Source organism: Serratia sp. CY83965, assembly GCF_052166375.1.
Lineage (GTDB): Bacteria > Pseudomonadota > Gammaproteobacteria > Enterobacterales > Enterobacteriaceae > Serratia > Serratia marcescens.
In genome coordinates this window covers 148,171-169,676 of the sequence record NZ_JBJNOV010000009.1, presented here as the reverse complement: position 1 = coordinate 169,676, position 21,506 = coordinate 148,171, and the positions used below count along the sequence as shown (strand labels likewise).

General features: G+C 57.4%; 24 protein-coding genes. 13 read left to right on the top strand and 11 right to left on the bottom strand.

Features of this window, described 5'->3' with window-relative positions:
- Position 1 precedes the first annotated feature (1 nt).
- Positions 2-349, top strand: coding sequence for a gamma-glutamylcyclotransferase family protein (locus ACJ8PL_RS17370; RefSeq protein ID WP_004933596.1), 348 nt, complete (start codon positions 2-4; stop codon positions 347-349).
- A gap of 52 nt (positions 350-401) precedes the next feature.
- Here ACJ8PL_RS17370 and ppa read toward each other — a convergent pair whose 3' ends face one another.
- Complete coding sequence (gene ppa, locus ACJ8PL_RS17365; RefSeq protein WP_004933594.1) at positions 402-932, bottom strand: inorganic diphosphatase; 531 nt, start codon at positions 930-932, stop codon at positions 402-404.
- Between the two features lie 260 nt (positions 933-1,192).
- Between ppa and ACJ8PL_RS17360 the strand changes: the two genes are divergently transcribed.
- Positions 1,193-2,746, top strand: a complete 1,554-nt coding sequence (locus tag ACJ8PL_RS17360; RefSeq protein ID WP_016929339.1) for a methyl-accepting chemotaxis protein — start codon at positions 1,193-1,195, stop codon at positions 2,744-2,746.
- A gap of 45 nt (positions 2,747-2,791) precedes the next feature.
- Here ACJ8PL_RS17360 and fbp read toward each other — a convergent pair whose 3' ends face one another.
- Entirely contained in the window at positions 2,792-3,796 is a 1,005-nt protein-coding gene (fbp, locus tag ACJ8PL_RS17355; RefSeq protein ID WP_004933587.1) for a class 1 fructose-bisphosphatase, read from the bottom strand.
- Between the two features lie 169 nt (positions 3,797-3,965).
- Between fbp and mpl the strand changes: the two genes are divergently transcribed.
- On the top strand, positions 3,966-5,345 hold the full coding sequence (mpl, locus tag ACJ8PL_RS17350; RefSeq protein WP_442531304.1) for a UDP-N-acetylmuramate:L-alanyl-gamma-D-glutamyl-meso-diaminopimelate ligase: 1,380 nt from the start codon (positions 3,966-3,968) through the stop codon (positions 5,343-5,345).
- A gap of 197 nt (positions 5,346-5,542) precedes the next feature.
- Here mpl and yhcN (ACJ8PL_RS17345) read toward each other — a convergent pair whose 3' ends face one another.
- From yhcN (ACJ8PL_RS17345) to argR, 3 genes are all read right to left on the bottom strand, one after another.
- Positions 5,543-5,806: a peroxide/acid stress response protein YhcN gene (yhcN, locus tag ACJ8PL_RS17345; protein WP_025305042.1), complete on the bottom strand. Its 264-nt coding sequence runs from the start codon at positions 5,804-5,806 to the stop codon at positions 5,543-5,545.
- A 120-nt stretch (positions 5,807-5,926) separates the two neighbouring features.
- A complete protein-coding gene (gene yhcN, locus ACJ8PL_RS17340; protein ID WP_193160804.1) occupies positions 5,927-6,190 on the bottom strand; it encodes a peroxide/acid stress response protein YhcN in 264 nt (87 codons plus the stop codon).
- 403 nt (positions 6,191-6,593) lie between these two features.
- A complete protein-coding gene (gene argR, locus ACJ8PL_RS17335) occupies positions 6,594-7,064 on the bottom strand; it encodes a transcriptional regulator ArgR (protein ID WP_016929335.1) in 471 nt (156 codons plus the stop codon).
- A gap of 464 nt (positions 7,065-7,528) precedes the next feature.
- Between argR and mdh the strand changes: the two genes are divergently transcribed.
- Positions 7,529-8,467 carry a malate dehydrogenase gene (gene mdh, locus ACJ8PL_RS17330; protein ID WP_028127571.1) on the top strand — a complete coding sequence of 313 codons (939 nt, stop codon included), beginning with the start codon at positions 7,529-7,531 and terminating at the stop codon, positions 8,465-8,467.
- Between the two features lie 66 nt (positions 8,468-8,533).
- Here the strand turns inward: mdh and ACJ8PL_RS17325 are convergent, their stop codons facing one another.
- The gene (locus ACJ8PL_RS17325) at positions 8,534-8,794 is read right to left on the bottom strand and encodes a helix-turn-helix domain-containing protein (RefSeq protein ID WP_016929333.1); all 261 of its coding nucleotides are present in this window, start codon (positions 8,792-8,794) and stop codon (positions 8,534-8,536) included.
- Between the two features lie 181 nt (positions 8,795-8,975).
- Between ACJ8PL_RS17325 and ACJ8PL_RS17320 the strand changes: the two genes are divergently transcribed.
- Positions 8,976-9,332: a DNA-binding protein gene (locus ACJ8PL_RS17320; RefSeq protein WP_028127572.1), complete on the top strand. Its 357-nt coding sequence runs from the start codon at positions 8,976-8,978 to the stop codon at positions 9,330-9,332.
- Between the two features lie 50 nt (positions 9,333-9,382).
- Here the strand turns inward: ACJ8PL_RS17320 and ispB are convergent, their stop codons facing one another.
- On the bottom strand, positions 9,383-10,354 hold the full coding sequence (gene ispB, locus ACJ8PL_RS17315) for an octaprenyl diphosphate synthase (protein ID WP_016929331.1): 972 nt from the start codon (positions 10,352-10,354) through the stop codon (positions 9,383-9,385).
- 270 nt (positions 10,355-10,624) lie between these two features.
- Here ispB and rplU point away from each other — a divergent pair, with 270 nt between their 5' ends.
- The 4 genes from rplU to cgtA all read left to right on the top strand — a co-directional run bounded on the left by rplU (position 10,625) and on the right by cgtA (position 13,477).
- Positions 10,625-10,936, top strand: a complete 312-nt coding sequence (gene rplU / locus ACJ8PL_RS17310; protein ID WP_004933561.1) for a 50S ribosomal protein L21 — start codon at positions 10,625-10,627, stop codon at positions 10,934-10,936.
- A gap of 17 nt (positions 10,937-10,953) precedes the next feature.
- The gene (gene rpmA / locus ACJ8PL_RS17305; protein WP_004933559.1) at positions 10,954-11,211 is read left to right on the top strand and encodes a 50S ribosomal protein L27; all 258 of its coding nucleotides are present in this window, start codon (positions 10,954-10,956) and stop codon (positions 11,209-11,211) included.
- A gap of 105 nt (positions 11,212-11,316) precedes the next feature.
- Positions 11,317-12,288, top strand: a complete 972-nt coding sequence (locus tag ACJ8PL_RS17300) for a DMT family transporter (RefSeq protein WP_016929330.1) — start codon at positions 11,317-11,319, stop codon at positions 12,286-12,288.
- A gap of 16 nt (positions 12,289-12,304) precedes the next feature.
- Positions 12,305-13,477 carry an Obg family GTPase CgtA gene (gene cgtA, locus ACJ8PL_RS17295; RefSeq protein WP_442531303.1) on the top strand — a complete coding sequence of 391 codons (1,173 nt, stop codon included), beginning with the start codon at positions 12,305-12,307 and terminating at the stop codon, positions 13,475-13,477.
- 36 nt (positions 13,478-13,513) lie between these two features.
- Here the strand turns inward: cgtA and pmrB are convergent, their stop codons facing one another.
- The 3 genes from pmrB to dacB are packed head-to-tail and all read right to left on the bottom strand — an operon-like array spanning position 13,514 to position 16,676.
- On the bottom strand, positions 13,514-14,575 hold the full coding sequence (pmrB, locus tag ACJ8PL_RS17290; RefSeq protein ID WP_097102914.1) for a two-component system sensor histidine kinase PmrB: 1,062 nt from the start codon (positions 14,573-14,575) through the stop codon (positions 13,514-13,516).
- Positions 14,572-15,234, bottom strand: a complete 663-nt coding sequence (pmrA, locus tag ACJ8PL_RS17285) for a two-component system response regulator PmrA (protein ID WP_004933545.1) — start codon at positions 15,232-15,234, stop codon at positions 14,572-14,574. The genes pmrB and pmrA overlap by 4 nt, the downstream gene beginning before the upstream one ends.
- 8 nt (positions 15,235-15,242) lie before the next feature.
- Entirely contained in the window at positions 15,243-16,676 is a 1,434-nt protein-coding gene (dacB, locus tag ACJ8PL_RS17280; RefSeq protein ID WP_028127573.1) for a serine-type D-Ala-D-Ala carboxypeptidase, read from the bottom strand.
- A gap of 256 nt (positions 16,677-16,932) precedes the next feature.
- Here dacB and greA point away from each other — a divergent pair, with 256 nt between their 5' ends.
- Positions 16,933-17,409: a transcription elongation factor GreA gene (greA, locus tag ACJ8PL_RS17275; RefSeq protein WP_004933539.1), complete on the top strand. Its 477-nt coding sequence runs from the start codon at positions 16,933-16,935 to the stop codon at positions 17,407-17,409.
- A gap of 112 nt (positions 17,410-17,521) precedes the next feature.
- On the opposite strand, the gene yhbY is transcribed toward greA, so the two are convergent.
- Positions 17,522-17,815: a ribosome assembly RNA-binding protein YhbY gene (gene yhbY / locus ACJ8PL_RS17270; protein ID WP_004933536.1), complete on the bottom strand. Its 294-nt coding sequence runs from the start codon at positions 17,813-17,815 to the stop codon at positions 17,522-17,524.
- A gap of 143 nt (positions 17,816-17,958) precedes the next feature.
- On the opposite strand from yhbY, the gene rlmE reads away from it, so the two are divergent.
- The 3 genes from rlmE to folP all read left to right on the top strand — a co-directional run bounded on the left by rlmE (position 17,959) and on the right by folP (position 21,503).
- Positions 17,959-18,588 carry a 23S rRNA (uridine(2552)-2'-O)-methyltransferase RlmE gene (gene rlmE, locus ACJ8PL_RS17265; protein WP_004933533.1) on the top strand — a complete coding sequence of 210 codons (630 nt, stop codon included), beginning with the start codon at positions 17,959-17,961 and terminating at the stop codon, positions 18,586-18,588.
- 56 nt (positions 18,589-18,644) lie between these two features.
- Positions 18,645-20,576 carry an ATP-dependent zinc metalloprotease FtsH gene (gene ftsH / locus ACJ8PL_RS17260; protein WP_004933529.1) on the top strand — a complete coding sequence of 644 codons (1,932 nt, stop codon included), beginning with the start codon at positions 18,645-18,647 and terminating at the stop codon, positions 20,574-20,576.
- 90 nt (positions 20,577-20,666) lie between these two features.
- Complete coding sequence (gene folP, locus ACJ8PL_RS17255) at positions 20,667-21,503, top strand: dihydropteroate synthase (protein WP_016929326.1); 837 nt, start codon at positions 20,667-20,669, stop codon at positions 21,501-21,503.
- The last annotated feature ends 3 nt before the right edge of the window (positions 21,504-21,506 follow it).

Here is a 21,506-nt window from a genome sequence, read left to right as displayed (position 1 = left end):
GATGCGAATAATTGTCTACGGCAGTTTACGGCGCAAACAGGGAAACAGCCATTGGATGACCAACGCCCAATGGCTCGGCGAGCACGAGCTCGAAGGCTATCAGATTTATAATCTGGGCCATTACCCGGCGGCGATCCCTGGAGAGGGCACGATACATTGCGAAGTGTATCGTATTAACTCATCGATTCTGGCAGAGCTGGACGAACTGAAAAGCAACACCAAGGACTATAAGCGCGAGCTGATTCAGACGCCTTATGGGAGTGCGTGGATCTACCTGTATAAACACAGCGTGGACGGTTACCCGCGAATTACCAGCGGTGACTGGCTGAAACGCCTCGAAGATCAGTAATAAAAAAACACCGCTCAATGAGCGGTGTTTTTTCATCGGACGGCGGCGAAAATTACTTCTTGGCAGCGCGTTCGAAGGAGGCGATGATTTCCGCTTTAGCCGCGGCAGCGTCTGCCCAGCCTTCCACTTTCACCCATTTGCCTTTTTCCAGATCTTTGTAGTGCTCGAAGAAGTGAGCGATCTGGGCTTTCAGCAGTTCCGGCAGGTCGTTCACGTCTTTCACGTGATCGTACTCTTTGGTCAGCTTGCTGTGCGGTACCGCAACCAGCTTGGCGTCTTCACCGGCTTCGTCGGTCATCTTCAGCACGCCAACCGGACGGCAGCGGATCACGGAGCCCGGCTGCAGCGGGTATGGGGTTGGGACCAGCACGTCAACCGGATCACCGTCCAGAGACAGAGTGTGGTTGATGTAGCCGTAGTTGCACGGGTAGAACATCGCGGTGGACATGAAACGGTCAACGAACAGCGCGCCGGTTTCTTTGTCGATTTCGTATTTGATTGGATCGGCGTTGGCCGGGATTTCGATTACTACGTAGATGTCTTCCGGCAGGTCTTTGCCAGCAGGGACCAGATTCAAGCTCATGTCGGTTTCCTTTAATCATCAAACCAGAAATGGAGTGGCGGCTATTATAGCGGACTCTTTTGCGATTTCCTGCCCTTTTCATCGTCGAAAACCCCGCGTGCCGGCGCAGGGATAATTTCCAGATTAATCCCGCGACGGCATGAAGTTTTGTCTCCGCCTGCCGATAACTTCAACAAACAATAATGAGCCAGCAAAGCTGGCTCCGCGTTTTGCCACCCCTACTACGTCTGATCTCACTATTCTGAAGCCGGGAAGAACTCATGCTAAAAAAGATTACGGTGAAGGCTGGGCTGATCGCCCTGCTGAGCCTGATGACCATGCTGCTGATCATGGTCAGCGTTATTGGCGTCAACGCGATTAACGAAGGATCGCGCTCGATCCATACCTTAAACCAGATCCTCGGCGAAGAGCTGGGCTCGCTGGCCAACAGCTCCAACCTGACGCTGCGCGCTCGCACCGCCGCCTCGCTGGCGGTGCGCCAACGGGAGATCGGCCAGATCGATGTCGCTGACGCCACCGTGGGCCGCATTTACGGCTACCTCGAGCAGTCGAACAAGGAAATGGCGCGCTTTGTCGGCGTCGGCACCGTGACCGAGCGCGGCCGCGAACTCTCCAATCGTCTGCAAAACAGCTATCGCGCCTACCTCGAGCAGGGCGTGAAGCCGATGGCCGCCGCCATCAAGGCCGGTAAAATCGATGAGTATTACCATATTCAGGAGACCCGCATCTCTGCGTTGAGCATCGCGTTTGAAAAGGATCTCAGCGATTTCCGCAGCTTCGCCATGAAGCTCGGCGAAAAGCAGGTGTATGACGCGGAAAACAACGCCAGCACCAAGATCTCGCTGATCGTGGTGGCGGGCCTGCTCAGCGTGCTGCTGGCGGTGCTGGCCTGGTTCGCGCTGCGCGTGATCATTTTGCGCCCGTTGGACGAGTCCATCGCGCAGTTGGAACACATCGCCGGCGGCGATCTGACCCATGAGATCCGTGGTGAGGGCGATACCGAGATGGGCCGCCTGGTGCGGGCGATGCAGCGCATGCAGCAGGCGTTGGCCAGTTCGGTCAGTAAAGTGCGTGACGCCAGCAGCCAGATCGACACCGGCTCGCGCGAACTGGCGGCCGGCAACCTGCATCTGGCGCAGCGTACCGAAGAGTCGGCCGCGTCGCTGGAAGAGACCGCCGCCAGCATGGAACAGCTGACTTCGACGGTGAAAATGAACGCCGAGAACTGCGAGCAGGCCAATCAGCTGGCGCTGAGCGTGTCCGATATCGCCAACCAGGGCAGCGACGTGGTCAGTCAGGTCATGAGCAAGATGCAGGCGATCACCGACAGCTCGCGCCGCATCGCCGACATCATCAGCGTGATGGACGGCATCGCCTTCCAGACCAATATCCTGGCGTTGAACGCAGCGGTGGAAGCGGCGCGCGCCGGTGAACAGGGCCGCGGTTTCGCGGTGGTGGCCGGCGAAGTGCGCAATCTGGCGCAGCGCAGCGCCCAGTCGGCGAAAGAGATCAAAGGGTTGATCGAAGCGTCGCAGAACCGGGTGCAGGAAGGCGAGCAGATGGTGGAGTCGGCGGCGCAGACCATGAGCGGCATCACCGGTGAAGTGGGCCGGGTGACGGCGTTGATGCGTGAGATCTCGGCGGCGACGCGCGAACAAAGCAGCGGTATCGAACAGGTGAACCTGGCGGTGGCGCAGATGGATCAGGTGGCGCAACAGAATGCGGCGCTGGTGGAGGAGTCTGCGGCGGCGACGCGCTCGCTGGAAGATCAGGCTCAGCTGCTGGCGCAGAGCATGGCAGCGTTCAAGCTGTAAGGCGATAAGGGTTCGGCGTGGTGCCGAACCCTTGCCAGAAACGCGTTACTCGTCCGGGTTTTCGGCGATGAAGCGTTCTGCGTCTTCTACCATCGACTTGGTGCCGACGAAGAATGGCGCGCGCTGGTGCAGTTTCACCGGCGTGATGTCCAGAATGCGATTTTTGCCGTCGCTGGCCTTGCCGCCGGCCTGTTCGGCCAGGAACGCCATCGGGTTGCATTCGTACAGCAGGCGCAGCTTGCCTTGCGGGTGGCTGGCGGTGCTTGGGTAGATGTAGATGCCGCCTTTCAGCAGGTTGCGGTGGAAGTCCGCCACCAGAGAACCGATGTAGCGCGAGGTGTAAGGGCGCTGCGTCGCTTCATCCTGCTCCTGGCAGTACTTGATGTATTTCTTCACGCCGAGAGGGAACTTGATGTAGTTGCCCTCGTTGATGGAATACATGTTGCCGCTCGCCGGGAAGCGCACTTTCTCGTGAGAGAGACAGAACACGCCCAGAGACGGATCGTACGTGAAGGCGTGGACGCCGTAACCGGTGGTGTACACCAGCATGGTGGACGAGCCGTAAACCACGTAACCCGCTGCGACCTGGGCGCTGCCCGGCTGCAGGAAGTCTTCTTCGGTCACTGGCGTGCCGACCGGCGTGATGCGACGATAGATAGAGAAAATCGTACCGACCGAGACGTTGACATCGATGTTGGACGAACCGTCCAACGGATCCATCAATACGACATACTTGGCATTTTCAGCTCGCTCGCCGTCGAATATCACGATTTCATCTTCTTCTTCGGAAGCGATACCCGCAACTTCACCACGCGCTTTCAACGCCGCTTTCAGTTTTTCGTTCGCGTACAGGTCCAGTTTCATCTGAACTTCGCCCTGTACGTTGGACACCCCGCTGGTCCCCAGAATATCAACCAGGCCGGCCTTGTTGATGTCGCGGTGGATGATTTTGGCGCCCAGTTTAATGGCAGAAAGTAACGCAGTCAGCTCGCCGGTGGCGTGCGAGAAGTCGTGCTGTTTCTCGACGATAAATTCGCCTAACGTTTTCATGACACAATCCCTGAATCTACGGATGGATAGCGGCCTGTTAACAAACCGCCAACGTTTTCGCGAGCAGTGTAGCCCAAAGATGCGCGCCATTCATAGGCAAATCCATTTCTTCTGGACGATTCTGAGCGTTAGAATATGCCGACATTCGATGCACTCACATGAGAAACCTATGCGCATTCACATTCTTGGGATCTGTGGCACCTTTATGGGCGGGCTGGCGATGCTGGCGCGCTCACTGGGGCATGACGTCACCGGTTCGGACGCCAACGTCTATCCGCCGATGAGCACGCTGCTGGAGAACCAGGGGATCGATCTGATTCAGGGTTATGATCCCGCCCAGCTGGATCCGGCGCCGGATCTGGTGATCATCGGCAACGCCATGACGCGCGGTAACCCGTGCGTGGAGGCGGTGCTGGAGCGCGGTATCCCTTACGTTTCCGGCCCGCAGTGGCTGCACGACGCCGTGTTGCGCGATCGCTGGGTACTGGCGGTCGCCGGCACCCACGGCAAAACCACCACCGCCGGCATGGCGACCTGGATCCTCGAAGCCTGCGGCTACCAGCCCGGCTTCGTCATCGGCGGCGTGCCGGGCAACTTCGACGTCTCGGCCCGCCTCGGCGGCAGCCCGTTCTTCGTGATCGAGGCCGACGAGTATGACTGCGCGTTCTTCGACAAACGCTCCAAGTTCGTGCACTACAGCCCGCGCACGCTGATCATGAACAACCTGGAGTTCGACCACGCCGATATCTTCGACGATCTGAAAGCCATCCAGAAACAGTTCCACCACCTGGTGCGTCTGGTGCCGGGCAAAGGCAAGATCATCCTGCCGGACAACGACAGCCACCTGAAGCAGGTGATGGCGATGGGCTGCTGGAGCGAACAGGAGCTGGTGGGCGAAGAGGGCGCCTGGCGCGCGCAGAAGCTGACGCCGGACGCCAGCCATTACGCGGTGTTCCTCGACGGCGAGCAGGTCGGCGAAGTGAACTGGGCGCTGGTGGGCGAGCACAACATGCATAACGGCCTGATGGCCATCGCCGCGACCCGTCACGTCGGCGTGCAGCCGGCGGACGCCTGCCGCGCGTTGGGCGATTTCATCAACGCCCGCCGCCGCCTGGAGCTGCGTGGCGAAGCCAACGACGTCACGGTTTACGACGATTTCGCGCACCACCCGACGGCGATCCTGGCCACTCTGGCCGCGCTGCGCGGCAAGGTCGGCGGCACGGCGCGCATTCTGGCGGTGCTGGAGCCGCGATCCAACACCATGAAAATGGGCATCAGCAAAAACGATCTGGCGCCTTCGCTCGGCCGCGCCGACGAAGTGTTCCTGTTCCAGCCGCACCACATTCCGTGGCAGGTCGCGGAAGTGGCGGATGCCTGCGTGCAGCCGGCGCATTGGAGCGCGGATCTCGATACGCTGGTGGAGATGGTGGTGAAAACCGCGCAGCCGGGCGACCACATTCTGGTGATGAGCAACGGCGGTTTCGGCGGCATTCACGATCGCTTGCTGGACGCGTTGGCGAAAAAGCAGGAACCGAAGGTGACCTACTGATCGTTCAGCCGCATAAGCCAATCTAAGGGCCGCATTCGCGGCCTTTTTTACGCCCATAAAAAAGCCCTCGCGAGCGAGGGCAACGGGGTTCGTCGGATAGGACGACGAGAGGGTCTCTGGGAAATCGGCGTTTGCGTCAGAACTCGGCAGTGGCAGTGACGAGGGTAATCAGCTCTGCAAAGCCGTTCCCAGAGTTGTTATTTGTAAATCTCGGCGGTGGCGTGGTAGTTGCCTTCGTTACGGGCTTCGATCACGCGGTAGGCGGTCGCGCCTTTCGCGTCGGCTTTCTCCGACAACGCCTGGCGAATATCGGTCGGCGCGCCGTCGATACCGCTGACGGTAATGGTGCCGATAGATTGCAGATTGGCGGTCTGATCGTTAGTCACCAACTGGGCGGCAGATGCGCCGAAGGAGATGACGGACAGCAAACCGAGTGCAGCAAGAGTAGTTTTCATGTTCATGATAGCGATCCTTGTTCATAACAGCCTGGAAGGGCTTGGCAGCGATTTTTATTCTTGAAGGCCGTTATGACAGCGTTTGATTCCAGAGAGGTATTGCCCGTTGCCGGGTAATGCCGTTACTTATTTGTAGATTTCAGCGGTCGCGTGGAAGTTGCCGTCGTTGCGCGCTTCGATTACGCGGTAAGCGGTCGCCCCTTTGGCGTCAGCTTTGTCGGACAGCGCCTGGCGAATGTCGGAAGGCGCCGCGGCGACGCCGCTCACGGTGATCACACCGGCGGGCTGCAGTTTTGCGGCCTGGGTTGCATCAACAGATTGTGCTGCGAATGCACCAAAGGAAAGCATGGACATAACGCTCAGGGTTGCAACGGTAGCTTTAATTTTCATCATCTCACCTCATCGTATTCTTTTATCAGTTCCAACGAACTGTGATTCAGTTCACGAAAATGAGTATACAGCTAGTAACGCGAAAAATTAATAGTTAGCTAACAGTTGCTAGTGAAACTTTAACCTCATGATCCTTATTTTTTATAACCGTAAGGAATAAAAAACGCTCATAAAACGATCTTTTGATGTTAAATTTATGTAATTTCAATAAGGTAAGTGATTTTGACCAAAAGTGCGGAAGATCACAGTGGGTACTGCTGGTTACATGGATATGTCATGGAAATGTGTTGTTACGGGATAAAAAAGCAGTGTTAAACGCGGTTGAAGGCTGGGAAGGTAACGCGAGGGTTAAAGAAGCGCTAACAAAATGCGGTTTACAGCCGCACTTTGTTAGCGCCAGGTTTCACAGCTCTTGCTCGAACACGCCCAGGATCGCTTCATGCAGCTTCTGAGCGGTAAAGCCGCTGGACGGGGTGACGAAAATCGTGTCGTCGCCGGCAATTGTGCCGAGGATACCCTGGGATTTACCCAGTGAGTCGAGCAGGCGGGCGATCAGCTGCGCGGCGCCCGGGCTGGTGTGGATCACCACGACGGCATCGTTATGGTCGACGTCGAGCACCAGATTCTTCAACGGGCTGGTGGTGGTCGGCACGCCGAGTTCGGCAGGAAGGCAATACACCATTTCCATTTTGGCATTGCGCGTACGTACCGCGCCGAACTTGGTCAGCATGCGCGATACTTTGGATTGGTTAATGTTTTCGAAGCCTTCTTCTTGCAGCGCCAAAACGATCTCGCCTTGAGAACTGAATTTTTCTTCTTTCAATAACGCTTTGAACGTCTTGATCAGATCTTCCTGTTTTGCGGGATTACGCATTTTGCACCGTGGAATGTTGATAGTGGAAGTCATGATTATGCATATAGATGAATTTTTATGCAACAAAGGCCGCCCCAAAGAAAATAAAAATGACCGGACGGCGAGGAAAGGGCGGCATTTTAACAAAATCCGGCCGCGATGAATATGCCCTTTTGACGACGGAAAATCGGCCTGCAGTGGTAAATAAAATGTTATTAAAATGATGTTGTTCTGATGTTGCGTAAGGGTGTAATGTAACGGCCGGTTAACTTGCTCGTGAATAACCTCGCACTATTTTTGATTAGTGTGCGCTATGCCCTTCATGCGTAAGCGATTTAATCTAAAATGGGCGCGACAGCGGCCGTTTTATTACACCTGCAGGCAAGAATTGGCTAATTTATTGTTTTGAAAGGTGTAATAACGTAAGGTCCGTAACCAACACATTCACGGCGCTTTATATATTTAAGATAATAAAGGAGTATAGGATGAAAGTTGCAGTTCTCGGTGCTGCTGGCGGTATCGGCCAGGCCCTCGCCCTTCTACTCAAAACCCAGCTTCCTTCAGGTTCTGAACTCTCTCTCTACGACATTGCCCCCGTTACCCCAGGCGTTGCCGTCGACTTAAGCCACATCCCAACCGCAGTTAAAATCAAAGGCTTCAGCGGCGAAGACGCGACTCCGGCTCTGCACGGCGCGGACGTGGTGCTGATTTCCGCCGGCGTGGCCCGTAAGCCTGGCATGGATCGCTCTGACCTGTTCAACGTTAACGCCGGCATCGTGCGTAATCTGATTGAGCAAGTGGCGAAAACCTGCCCGAAAGCCTGCATCGGCATCATCACCAACCCGGTTAACACCACGGTTGCCATCGCGGCGGAAGTGCTGAAAAAAGCCGGCGTTTACGACAAGAACAAACTGTTCGGCGTGACTTCGCTGGATATCATCCGTTCCAACACCTTCGTGGCCGAGCTGAAAGGCAAGCAGCCGGAAGAATTGAACGTGCCGGTGATCGGCGGCCACTCTGGCGTGACCATCCTGCCTCTGCTGTCGCAGATCCCTGGCGTGAGCTTCACCGAGCAGGAAGTGGCGGATCTGACCAAACGCATTCAGAATGCCGGTACCGAAGTGGTGGAAGCCAAAGCCGGCGGCGGATCTGCAACGCTGTCCATGGGGCAGGCGGCCGCCCGTTTCGGTCTGTCTCTGGTGCGTGCGCTGCAGGGCGAGAAAGGCGTTGTGGAATGCGCTTACGTTGAAGGCGACGGCAAATACGCTCGCTTCTTCGCGCAGCCGCTGGTGCTGGGCAAAAACGGCGTTGAAGAACGCAAAGATATCGGCACCCTGAGCGCCTTCGAGCAGAAAGCGCTGAACGAGATGCTGGACGTGCTGCATAAAGATATTGAACTGGGCGAGAAGTTCATCAATAACTGATCGACACCGATAGTCAGCCGATAAACGCCGCCGGACGCTGTTCCGGCGGTTTTTTTTGCTCCGCGTTCACGATTTGATACGTGCTTTGCGATCCAGCAGGCAATCGTTGTGCGGATCGTAATAGCGGCTTGGCCAGATCTCCGAAGGGTGGATGCCTATCGCTTCGGCGATCAGCCATTCCCCCTTCGGCCACGGGCGCGACAGCGCATTGGCCAGCGTCGATGAGCTTAATCCGGCCTTGCGCGACACTGCCGCCAGCGTGGTGCCCTGCTTGCGTAGCGCCGCGATGATATCTGCCGGATGCCAATCTGGGTTCCTTGAATTCATGTTTACATTCCTTTTCTGATTAGCCAAAGTTGCGTTAGTGGTATAACTAACGGGTCATGGTTAAGCGTTTGAACAACGTGAAACGCTTATTCGGAAATAAGAATACCATTAAATTTCCTAAAAAATACCCAGGTAATTTCCAAAAAACGACATTGCCCACTATTGCCCAGAGATGATGGCTATGAAAAACGAGTGGTTTGCCGCCAAGGAACTGACAGGCATCGCAGGATTACCCTCCTCACCACAGGGAATCAATCTGATGGCCCGACGCGAAGGCTGGATCAGCCGCAGGCGTAAAGGCGTGCAGGGAAAAGCGTTGGAGTACCATATCGACAGCCTGCCTCCAGGCGTGCGTAACCTGCTGGCGCTGAAGGAAGACGGGGCGGCATATGACGTAGAACGCCAGGATCCGTTGGCGGTCTGGATCGAGTATTACTACCATTTGACGGAGAGCGAGCGCGAGAGAATGGTGGCTTTCCTGATGCGGGAAGGGATCGGCGGCCTGCTGGCGCGTATCGACGAAGAGAGCAATACCTAGGCAGGCCCGCCTGGGCGGGCCTGATGAATACATTTGGAAATCACGATTTCTTAAAAGTCGCGTTGTACCGCCAAATGGGCCAGGCCTTCCAGCGCTGTTCGGTGCTCTGATGCCGGCAATACCTGCAGCGCGGCGATCGCCTTGTCGGCTTCTTCCTCGGCGCGTTTGCGGGTGTATTCCAGCGAACCGCATTGCTGCATCGCCTGCAGCACCGGCTCCAACAGGTGACGGCCGTTGCCTTGCTCAATCGCGCCGCGGATCATGTCACGCTGGGCGTCGTCGCCGTTGTGCATCGCGTGCAGCAGCGGCAGGGTCGGTTTCCCTTCGTTCAGATCGTCGCCGGTGTTTTTGCCCAGGGTGCTGCCGTCGGCGCTGTAGTCGAGCAGATCGTCGATCAGCTGGAAAGCGGTGCCGAGGTAGCGGCCATAATCTTGCAGCGCCTGTTCTTGCTCAGCGCTGGCGCCGGACAGGATCGCCGACGATTGCGCCGCCGCTTCAAACAGACGGGCGGTTTTGCTGTAGATCACCCGCATATAACTTTCTTCGCTGATGTCGGGATCGTGCACGTTCATCAACTGCAGCACTTCACCTTCGGCGATGACGTTGACCGCCTCCGACATCAGCGCCAGCACGCGCAGGGATTCCAGGCTGGTCATCATCTGGAAGGCGCGGGTATAGATAAAGTCGCCGACCAGCACGCTGGCGGCGTTGCCGAACGCCGCGTTGGCGGTGGCTTTGCCGCGGCGCATGTCCGATTCGTCGACGACGTCGTCATGCAGCAGCGTGGCGGTATGAATGAATTCGATCAGGGCGGCGACGGTGACGTGCTTGTTGCCTTCGTAGCCCAACGCCCGCGCCGCCAGGACGGCGATCATCGGCCGGATGCGCTTACCGCCACCACTGATAATGTAATAGCCAAGCTGATTGATGAGCGTGACATCGGAATTCAGCTGTTCGAGAATTGTTGCGTTCACGGCCGCCATATCTTGCGCGGTTAACTCGGTAATTTGCTCTAGGTTCATTGTGTTTTTTTCAGCTGTGTTTCTCTTCACCGCGTTGAGATCGCTGCTCACATCGGTACATGGCGGTAACTGTCCCTATGATTGTACTTGAAAAACGGTTCAGATAAACGCCACGAAAGAAACTGCGCTTTTTTTCTTCTTTTTTCTTGTTCTGGTCTTATTCTGCTCTTGTCATGCGCTGCTTTTTTGCGTAGAATTCGCGCCCTATTGTGAATATTTATAGCGCGCTCTGAACTAACACAGTCGGGCACGCGGAAAGCGGAGTTTTATATGTACGCGGTTTTCCAAAGTGGTGGTAAACAACACCGAGTAAGCGAAGGTCAGACCGTTCGCTTGGAAAAGCTGGACATCGCAACTGGTGAAGCGGTTGAGTTTGACCAGATTCTGATGATCGCTAATGGCGAAGATATCAAAATCGGCGTTCCTTTCGTCGATGGCGGCAAGATCAAAGCTGAAGTCGTTGCTCACGGTCGTGGCGAGAAAATTAAAATCGTTAAGTTTCGTCGTCGTAAACACCACCGTAAGCAGCAGGGCCACCGTCAGTGGTTCACTGACGTTAAAATCACCGGCATCAGCGCTTAAGTTAGGAGAGCGGATTAATGGCACACAAAAAGGCTGGCGGCTCGACTCGTAACGGTCGCGATTCAGAAGCTAAACGTCTGGGCGTAAAACGCTTTGGCGGCGAAGCAGTACTGGCAGGCAGCATCATCGTTCGTCAGCGCGGCACCAAATTCCACGCTGGTACCAACGTGGGTTGCGGCAAAGACCACACTCTGTTTGCTTTGAAAGACGGTAAAGTCAAATTCGAAGTTAAAGGCCCGAGCAATCGTAAATTCATCAGCATCGAAGCTGAATAATTTTTCGAGCCTTACGAAATAGATGTAAGCCCCGCAATTCGTTGCGGGGCTTTTTACATTTATGGGTTGCCTGAGGGCAGGCCCGTCAGCGTTGGCGAAGGTGATATGGATACGAAGCAGCAGGTCGGCGTTGGTATTTCTTTGGCGTTAACCACGGCGGTTTGCTGGGGCGCGTTGCCGATCGCGATGAAAGAAGTGTTGGTGGTGATGGAGCCGTTTACCGTTGTCTGGTATCGCTTTACCATGGCCGCCATCGGTTTGGGCCTGATCCTTGCGGTGCGCGGCAAGCTGCCGCCGCTGACGATGTTCCGCCAGCCGCGTTGGCTGCTGCTGTTGGCGATCGCGACGGCGGGGCTGCTTGGCAACTTTGTGTTCTTCAGCTCCTCGCTGCAATACCTGAGCCCGACGGCGTCGCAGGTGATTGGCCAGCTGTCGCCAGTCGGTATGATGTTCGCCAGCGTGCTGATTTTAAAAGAACGCATGCGCATCACCCAGGTCATTGGCGCCCTGATGCTGATTTGCGGGCTGATGCTGTTTTTCAACGTCAGTCTGATAGAGATCTTCACCCGGCTGACGGACTACACGCTGGGCGTCATGCTGGGCGTGTGCGCGGCGATGGTCTGGGTGAGCTATGGCGTGGCGCAGAAGGTGTTGCTGCGCCGGCTGGCTTCGCCGCAGATCCTGGTTATGTTGTACACTTTATGTGCGATTGCGTTGTTCCCTCTGGCCAAACCCGAGGTGATTTTCCAGCTTAGCGGCTGGCAATTGGCATGCCTGCTGTTTTGCGGCGCCAACACGCTGATCGGCTATGGCGCGCTGGCAGAAGCGATGGCGCGCTGGCAGGCGGCGCAGGTGAGCGCGTTGGTTACGCTGACCCCGCTGTTTACCCTGCTGTTTTCAGATTTATTGGCGCTGGCTTGGCCCCAGGCATTCGCCATGCCGACGCTGAACATCGTCGGCTATGTCGGTGCGTTTGTGGTTGTGGCGGGCGCCATGTTTTCCGCAATTGGTCACCGGTGGTGGCCGCGACGGGCAGACCCCCCCCTGGTTGCTCCTTTGAAGCAGCCCGGTGAATGATTTACGGAGACGGTAAATGAAGTTTGTAGATGAAGCAGCGATTCTGGTCGTTGCAGGCGACGGCGGCAACGGGTGCGTCAGCTTCCGCCGCGAAAAATATATCCCGAACGGTGGGCCTGACGGCGGCGACGGCGGCGACGGCGGCGACGTCTACCTGCTGGCGGACGAGAACCTTAACACCCTGATCGACTACCGCTTTGAGAAGTCTTTCCGCGCCGAGCGCGGCCAGAATGGCCAGAGCCGCGATTGTACCGGCAAACGCGGTAAAGACGTCATCATTAAGGTGCCGGTCGGCACGCGCGTGAAGGATCAGGGCACCGGCGAGATCCTCGGCGACATGACCCGCCACGAGCAGAAGCTGATGGTCGCCAAAGGCGGCTGGCACGGTCTGGGCAACACCCGTTTCAAATCTTCGGTCAACCGCGCGCCGCGTCAGAAGACGCTGGGTACCGCCGGCGAAGCGCGTGACCTGTTGCTGGAGCTGTTGCTGCTGGCCGATGTGGGCATGCTGGGGCTGCCGAACGCCGGCAAATCGACCTTCATCCGCGCGGTGTCCGCCGCCAAGCCGAAGGTGGCCGATTATCCGTTCACCACGCTGGTGCCGAGCCTGGGCGTGGTGCGCATGGACCACGAGCAGAGCTTTGTGGTCGCCGACATTCCGGGGCTGATCGAGGGCGCCTCGGAAGGCGCCGGCCTGGGTATTCGTTTCCTGAAACACCTGGAGCGTTGCCGCGTGCTGCTGCACCTGGTGGACATCGCGCCGATCGACGAATCCGATCCGGTGGAAAACGCCAAAGTCATTATCAACGAGTTGAACCAATACAGCGAAAATCTGGCGCAGAAGCCGCGCTGGCTGGTGTTCAACAAAATTGATGTGATTGGTGAGGAAGAAGCCGCCGAACGCGCCAAGGCGATTGTGGAAGGCATGGGCTGGGAAGGGAAGTACTACATGATCTCCGCCGCCAACCGCGAAGGCGTCAATGCGCTGTGCTGGGACGTGATGAACTTCATCAACACCCAGCCGAAAGCGATGGCGATCGAAGAAAGCGCACCGGAAAAAGTCGAATTCATGTGGGATGACTACCACCGCGAGCAAATCGCGGAAATGGAAGCCGAAGCGGAAGATGACTGGGATGACGACTGGGACGAAGACGACGACGAAGGCGTCGAAATCATTTACCAGAAGTAATTCGGTGATAAAGGGCTCAGCAACGCTGGGCCCTTGTTATTTGAGCGCCTTTTCCGGCAGCCAGCACTGGGCATTCAGGCCGCGCGCATCGCGGCGGTTTTCCAGCGTCAAACGCCCCTGGTGCAGTTGCGCGATGCGGATCACGATATTCAGGCCCAGTCCGCTGCCGCCGTAGCGTTGATCCATGCGGCGAAACGCCTGCGTCAGTTCCCCGACCATCTCTTCCTTGATTCCCGGGCCATCGTCGATGACCTGCAGCAGATAGCCGTTGTCTTGCGGCGTTAACCGCACCTGTATCGCGCCGCCTTCCGGGCCGTAACGGTGGGCGTTTTCGACCAGGTTGCGCAGCAGCAGCCGCAGCAGCACCGGATCGCCGTTCACGGTGGCAGCAGCCGGCAATTGCCAGCCCAGCGTCTGCCCGCGTTGGGCGCTCATTTCGTCGAGCTCTTCACGCAGCGGCTGGATCACATCGGCCACCCAATCGAAATGCTGATAATGGCCGCTGGCGAAGTCTTGCCCGGCGCGCGACAGCATCAGCAACTGCTCGACGGTGTGCATCAGCTGATCGATGCGGGCGATCAGCGCCTGGCTGCCCTTGACGCCCTGCTTTTCCATCAGCTCCAGGTGCAGGCGGATGCCGGCCAGCGGCGTGCGCAGCTCGTGGGCGGCGTCGGCAGTGAACAGGCGTTCCTGTTGAATGGTGTTATCCAGCCGTGAAAACAGCTGATTGAGTGCATTGGTGACCGCCACCATTTCCTGACTGTCGCTGGTGATTGGCAGCGGAGTCAGGTTATCGGCAGAGCGTTTTTCCAGCCGTTGCTGCAATTGGTTGAGTGGGCGGATGATCCAACTGATGGCCCAAAACGACGCCAACAGCGTGACGATCATCATGATCAGCGAAGGCGCCAACAGCGACGCGATGGCCTCGGCGATCTCGGTATCGACGCGTTCGGTACGCACTTTGGCGGACAGGGTTTCGTCCACCAGGAAGCTGATCTGTTCCTGGCTTTCGTGCCACAGCCAGAAGGCGCTGATGAGTTGCGTGACCAGCAGGATCAGCGCCAGCATCAGCAGCAGGCGGCGGCGCATGCTGATCATGACGAGGGTTCCAGGCGGTAGCCGATGCCGCGCACGGTGCGGATGCGATCCTTGCCCAGTTTGCGGCGCAGGTTGTGGATATGCACTTCCAGGGTGTTGGACCCTAAATCGTCTTGCCAGGTGTAGAGATCCTGCTGCAGGAGTTCGCGGTTGACCGTCTGCCCGGCACGCATGATCAGGCGCGCCAGAATGGCGAACTCTTTCGGCGTGACCTCCACCGGCTGCTGTTGCAGATAGACCTGCTGGCTGGAGAGATTCAACTGCAGGTCATCCACCTGCATCAGATTGTCGCTGTGACCCTGGTAGCGCCGCAGGAGGGCGCGCACGCGCGCCTGCAGCTCAACCAGCGCGAAGGGTTTGACCAGGTAGTCGTCGGCGCCGGCGTCCAGCCCATCGACGCGGTCTTCCAGGGCGTCGCGGGCGGTCAGGATCAGCACCGGCAGATCGATCTGTTGGCGGCGCCACTGCCGCAGCAGCGCGGCGCCGTCCATGTCCGGCAGACCGAGATCCAGGATCACCATGCTGTATTGGCTGGTGATGAGCAGGCTGCTGGCTTCCGCCGCTGTGGCGGCGCAGTCGCACACGTAGCCTTCGCCGGTCAGCGCCAGCGCCAACCCTTGTTGCAGCAGTTCATCATCTTCAACGACCAGCAGCTTCATGGCGATCCTCAGTTGTTTTGGTAAATATCCCGATACAGGCGACTTTCGAAACGCACCAGCGGCGCGCGGCGCTGTTTCTGATCTTCCGGCGGCACGGCGTAGCCGGAGAGATACTGCACGAAGGCCATGCGCTGGCCGCTGGCGGTAGTGATGAAGCCCGCCAGGTTGTAGACGCCCTGCAGCGCGCCGGTCTTGGCCGACACCTTGCCGTCTACGCCGGCCTCATGCAGGCCGCCGCGGTAGCGCAGGGTGCCGTCATAGCCGGACAGCGGCAGCATCGAGATAAAGTTCAGCTCGTTGTCGTGCTGCGCGATGTACTGCAGCGCCTGCATCATGGTCGCCGGGGCCAGCAGGTTGTGGCGCGACAGGCCGGAACCGTCGGCGATGATGGTGTTGCCCAGATCGATGCCTGCCTTCTGGCGCAGCACCTGGCGTACCGCATCGGAACCTGCTCGCCAGGTGCCCGGCACGCCGAAGCGCTCGTGGCCGATCGTGCGGAAGACGGTATCGGCGATCATGTTGTCCGATTTCTTCAGCATGATTTTCAACAGATCGTGCAGCGGCGCCGACTGGGTTTGCGCGATCACCGTGCCGGTGATGCCGGGGCGCGTTTGGCGTTTCAAATGCCCGTCGATCTGGATATCGGCCTGCGTCAGCTCGTCTTTCAGTATGGCGCCCGCATAGCTGGCACCGTCCTGGATGGCGAAGGCCAACGGCAGCGGTTCGCTGCGCTGCGTCAGGCAGCCGGTCAGGGTAAAGCGGTTCAGCTCGCCCGGCACCACGTCCAGTTCGCAGTATTGCGCATCTGCGGATCCGCGCGCCAGGGTGCGCACCTGGCTAAACATATTGACCGGATAATAGGAGGCGACGCGGATAAACGCCATGTCGCCCGGGTTCGGCGCGCTGTACAGCGAGACCGAGAAACAGTTGCGATCGACGATGGCGGCGGCCGGCGGCGCGCTGAAGCACTGCGTCAGATCGTTCCACGGCCAACCGGGCGCCTTGTCATGGCTGGCGAAGACTGAGGTATCGACCAGCACGTCGCCGCTGATTTGGCGCACGCCCTGCTTCTTCAGGACGGCCACCATATTGCGCAGGCTCTGACGTTTGAAGGTCGGATCGCCGCTGAAGCGGGCGATCAGGTTACCGCGCAGCACGCCGTCGCGGATATCGCCCTGGCTCTCCAGCGTGGTGGTGAAACGGTAATCGGGCCCGAGTTGCAGCAATGCCGCCAGCGCCGTCAGCACTTTTTGGGTACTGGCCGGCAGCGCCATCTGCTGAGAGTGATAATCGATCGTCGGCGCACCGGCACCGATCTTCTGAACGACCAGGGCAAGGTTGGCCCCATCAGGCAGATATTGTGTGTACTCTTCAACCGGGGCCGCATTCGCATTCAGAACAAATGCGCAAGCCAATGCACTGACAATTCGTGAAAAACGCATAATCTCGGGATAACAGCTGGATAACGTGCCGTCATACTACGGTGCAATCAGGGAAAAAGTAAACGATGACCCTCAAGGAACTCTAGGCTAAAATGCGTATCAAAATGCAAAACCGATCTTGGCTTGGGCCCCGTTCCGAGTCAGGTTTCTTTTGTTTGTCGCCTGGAGGCGGGGGGCGGAATGCCAACCGTGTTTTCATACGAATACGTCAGGATGACGGTTATTTGAACAGGAAAGATTTAGAGGTATTTATACGATGAACCAAATTCCGATGACCTTGTTTGGCGCTGAAAAACTGCGCGAAGAGCTCGAATATCTGAAAAGCGTGCGCCGCCCGAAAATCATTGCGGATATCGCTGAAGCGCGTGAACACGGCGACTTGAAAGAAAATGCCGAGTACCATGCCGCCCGCGAACAGCAGGGTTTCTGCGAAGGCCGCATTCAGGAGATCGAAGCCAAGCTGTCCAATGCGCAGGTGATCGATATCACCAAGATGCCGAACACCGGTCGGGTGATCTTCGGCGCCACCGTATCGGTGATGAATCTGGACAGCGAAGAAGAAGTGACTTACCGCATCGTTGGCGACGATGAGGCCGATTTCAAGAAAAATCTGATCTCGGTAAACTCGCCGATGGCGCGCGGCCTGATCGGCAAAGAGCAAGACGATGTGGTGGTGATCAAAACCCCTGGCGGCGACGTGGAATACGAGATCCTGAAGGTCGAGTATCTCTGATCGGGACCGTTGGTCATTAATGCGCCAACGTTTTGTAAAGATAGGAAAAAGGCCGCAAGCGGCCTTTTATCTTGGTCAGGCGCATGGCACCTTTTCGTTAACCTGATGGTTATTAACGCGGTAGACTGATCTTGCGCTCTTTCGACGGGCGGTAAAGAATAAGTGTACTGCCGATAACTTGCACATTGCAGGCGCCCGTTTCACGCACGATAGCGTCGGCGATCAGGGTCTTGGTTTCGCGATCTTCAGCGGCGATTTTTACCTTGATCAGCTCATGATGCTCCAGAGCCTGTTCAATTTCAGCCAGCACCCCTTCGGTAAGACCGTTATTGCCCAGCATCACCACCGGTTTTAACGGATGCGCCAGGCCTTTCAGGTGCTGTTTTTGTTTATTATTCAGATTCATTGTCTTTTTTGCTTAAGTTGGGATTGAAAACGGTACATTCTACCGCCATCTCATGTATATCACCAAATCGGTCTTCACCGGTGTGAGTCTACGTGAGCAGCGACCCTGACATAAGACTCTTTTTATGATAGTTGGAAAACGAGATGGCTAATAAAAAGCGTTCGGCTAGCTCCAGTCGCTGGTTACAAGAACACTTTAGCGATAAATATGTACAGCAGGCGCAGAAAAAGGGACTGCGTTCCCGTGCCTGGTTTAAACTTGATGAAATACAGCAGAGCGACAAACTGTTCAAACCGGGCATGACCGTGGTTGACCTGGGCGCCGCACCGGGCGGCTGGTCGCAGTATGTGGTCACCCAAATCGGCGGTACCGGGCGCATCATCGCCTGTGATATTTTGCCAATGGATCCTATCGTTGGCGTCGATTTCCTTCAGGGCGATTTTCGTGATGAACTGGTGCTGAAGGCGCTGTTGGAACGAGTAGGCGAGAGTAAGGTTCAGGTGGTCATGTCCGATATGGCCCCGAATATGAGTGGCACCCCGGCGGTCGACATTCCAAGGTCGATGTATCTGGTGGAGTTGGCGCTGGATATGTGTCGTGATGTCCTCGCACCAGGCGGAAGTTTCCTGGTGAAGGTGTTCCAGGGAGATGGCTTTGACGAGTACCTACGGGAAATTCGCTCCCTGTTTACGAAGGTTAAGATTCGTAAGCCAGACGCTTCCCGCGCCCGTTCGCGCGAAGTGTACATTGTAGCGACAGGGCGCAAACTGTAGTACCCTAACGCTGTTTGTTAACACAGTTGTAAGATGAGGTTAATCCCTTGAGTGACATGGCGAAAAACCTAATTCTCTGGTTAGTCATCGCGGTAGTGTTGATGTCTGTATTCCAGAGCTTTGGGCCCAGCGAGTCGAATGGCCGTAGGGTGGATTACTCTACCTTCATGTCCGAACTGACCCAGGACCAGGTTCGCGAAGCGCGAATCAACGGACGTGAAATTAACGTTACCAAGAAAGACAGTAACAAATACACGACCTACATCCCTGTCAACGATCCCAAGTTGCTGGATACGTTGTTAACGAAGAATGTGAAAGTTGTCGGCGAGCCGCCTGAAGAGCCGAGCCTGCTGGCTTCTATCTTTATCTCTTGGTTCCCGATGCTGTTGCTGATCGGGGTCTGGATCTTCTTTATGCGGCAAATGCAGGGCGGCGGCGGCAAGGGCGCGATGTCCTTCGGCAAGAGCAAGGCCCGCATGCTGACGGAAGACCAGATCAAGACCACTTTCGCCGATGTCGCCGGTTGTGACGAAGCGAAAGAAGAGGTGAGCGAACTGGTGGAATACCTGCGCGAGCCGAGCCGTTTCCAGAAATTGGGCGGCAAGATCCCGAAAGGCGTGCTGATGGTCGGCCCGCCGGGGACCGGTAAAACGCTGTTGGCGAAAGCGATCGCCGGCGAAGCGAAGGTGCCGTTCTTCACCATTTCCGGTTCCGACTTCGTTGAAATGTTCGTCGGCGTGGGGGCATCCCGCGTGCGTGACATGTTTGAACAAGCGAAGAAAGCCGCGCCGTGCATCATCTTCATCGATGAAATCGACGCCGTCGGCCGCCAGCGTGGCGCCGGCCTGGGTGGCGGTCACGATGAGCGCGAGCAGACCCTGAACCAGATGCTGGTTGAGATGGACGGTTTCGAAGGCAACGAGGGCATCATCGTCATCGCGGCCACCAACCGTCCGGACGTGCTTGACCCCGCGCTGCTGCGCCCGGGCCGTTTCGACCGTCAGGTCGTGGTCGGGCTGCCGGATGTGCGTGGCCGTGAGCAGATCCTGAAGGTGCACATGCGCCGCGTGCCGTTGGCTGCCGACATCGACGCCTCCGTCATTGCGCGCGGTACGCCGGGCTTCTCCGGTGCCGACCTGGCCAACCTGGTCAACGAAGCGGCGCTGTTCGCCGCCCGCGGCAACAAGCGCGTGGTGTCGATGGTGGAGTTCGAGAAAGCCAAAGACAAGATCATGATGGGTGCGGAACGTCGCTCCATGGTGATGACCGAAGCGCAGAAAGAGTCGACCGCGTATCACGAAGCGGGCCACGCCATCATCGGCCGCCTGGTTCCTGAACACGATCCGGTACACAAAGTGACCATCATTCCTCGTGGCCGTGCGCTTGGCGTGACCTTCTTCCTGCCGGAAGGGGATGCGATCAGCGCCAGCCGTCAGAAGCTGGAGAGCCAAATCTCCACCCTGTACGGCGGCCGTCTGGCGGAAGAGATCATCTACGGGCCGGAAAAAGTCTCTACCGGTGCGTCGAACGACATCAAAGTGGCGACCTCCATCGCCCGCAACATGGTGACCCAATGGGGCTTCTCCGAGAAGCTGGGGCCGCTGCTGTATGCGGAAGAAGAGGGTGAAGTGTTCCTGGGCCGCTCCGTGGCCAAGGCGAAGCACATGTCGGATGAAACCGCGCGTATCATCGACCAGGAAGTGAAGTCGCTGATCGAACGTAACTACACGCGTGCTCGCTCGCTGCTGATGGAAAACATGGACATCCTGCACTCGATGAAGGATGCGCTGATGAAGTATGAAACCATCGATGCGCCGCAGATCGACGATCTGATGAACCGCAAAGACGTGCGTCCGCCGGCGGGCTGGGACGATGCGAACAAAGGCAACAGCTCCGACAACGGCGGCACCCCGAAAGCCCCGACGCCGGTAGATGAGCCGCGCACCCCAACGCCGGGCAACACCATGTCCGAACAGCTCGACAAGTAAGAACGGCTGTGTAATAACATCAAACCCCGGTACGCCGGGGTTTTTTTTGCCCGGCGGGCAGTGAACCAGGCAACAGTAAGGTGAAACAACATGCAGTTAACCGTGCGCGACATGACGCTCAACCTCTCTCATCCACAGGTGATGGGCATCCTCAACGTGACGCCGGATTCGTTTTCCGACGGCGGTCGCCACAACACGCTGAATCAGGCGTTGCTGCACGCGCATGCGCTGATTTCGGCCGGCGCTACGATGATTGATATCGGCGGCGAGTCGACAAGGCCGGGGGCGGCGGAGGTGAGTGAAGAGGAAGAATTGGAACGGGTCGTGCCGGTGGTGGAAGCGCTGGCGCAGCGTTTCGAAGTCTTCATCTCGGTCGATACCTCGAAAGCGGGCGTGATCCGCGAATCGGCGCACGCCGGCGCGCATCTGATCAACGACATTCGTTCGCTGCAGGAGCCGGGTGCCCTGGCGGCGGCGGCGGAAAGCGGCCTGCCGGTCTGCCTGATGCACATGCAGGGGCAGCCGCGTACCATGCAACAGGCACCGCACTACGACGATCTGATCGCCGACGTTCAGGCGTTTTTCGAACACCATATCCAGCGCTGTAACGAGGCAGGGATAACAAATCAGAAATTGCTGCTCGACCCAGGCTTCGGTTTCGGTAAAAATTTGGCGCACAACTATCAGCTTCTGGCCCGGTTGTCGGAGTTTCATCGTTTTGGTTTGCCGCTGTTGGTCGGCATGTCGCGCAAATCGATGATTGGACAACTGTTGAACGTACCGCCGGATCAACGGGTTATCGGCAGCGTGGCCTGCGCGGTGATCGCGGCGATGCAGGGTGCGCAGATTGTCAGAGTGCATGACGTTAAAGAAACCGTCGAGGCGATGCGTGTCGTCGAGGCAACACTTTCAGCTAAGGGACAGTAGAAA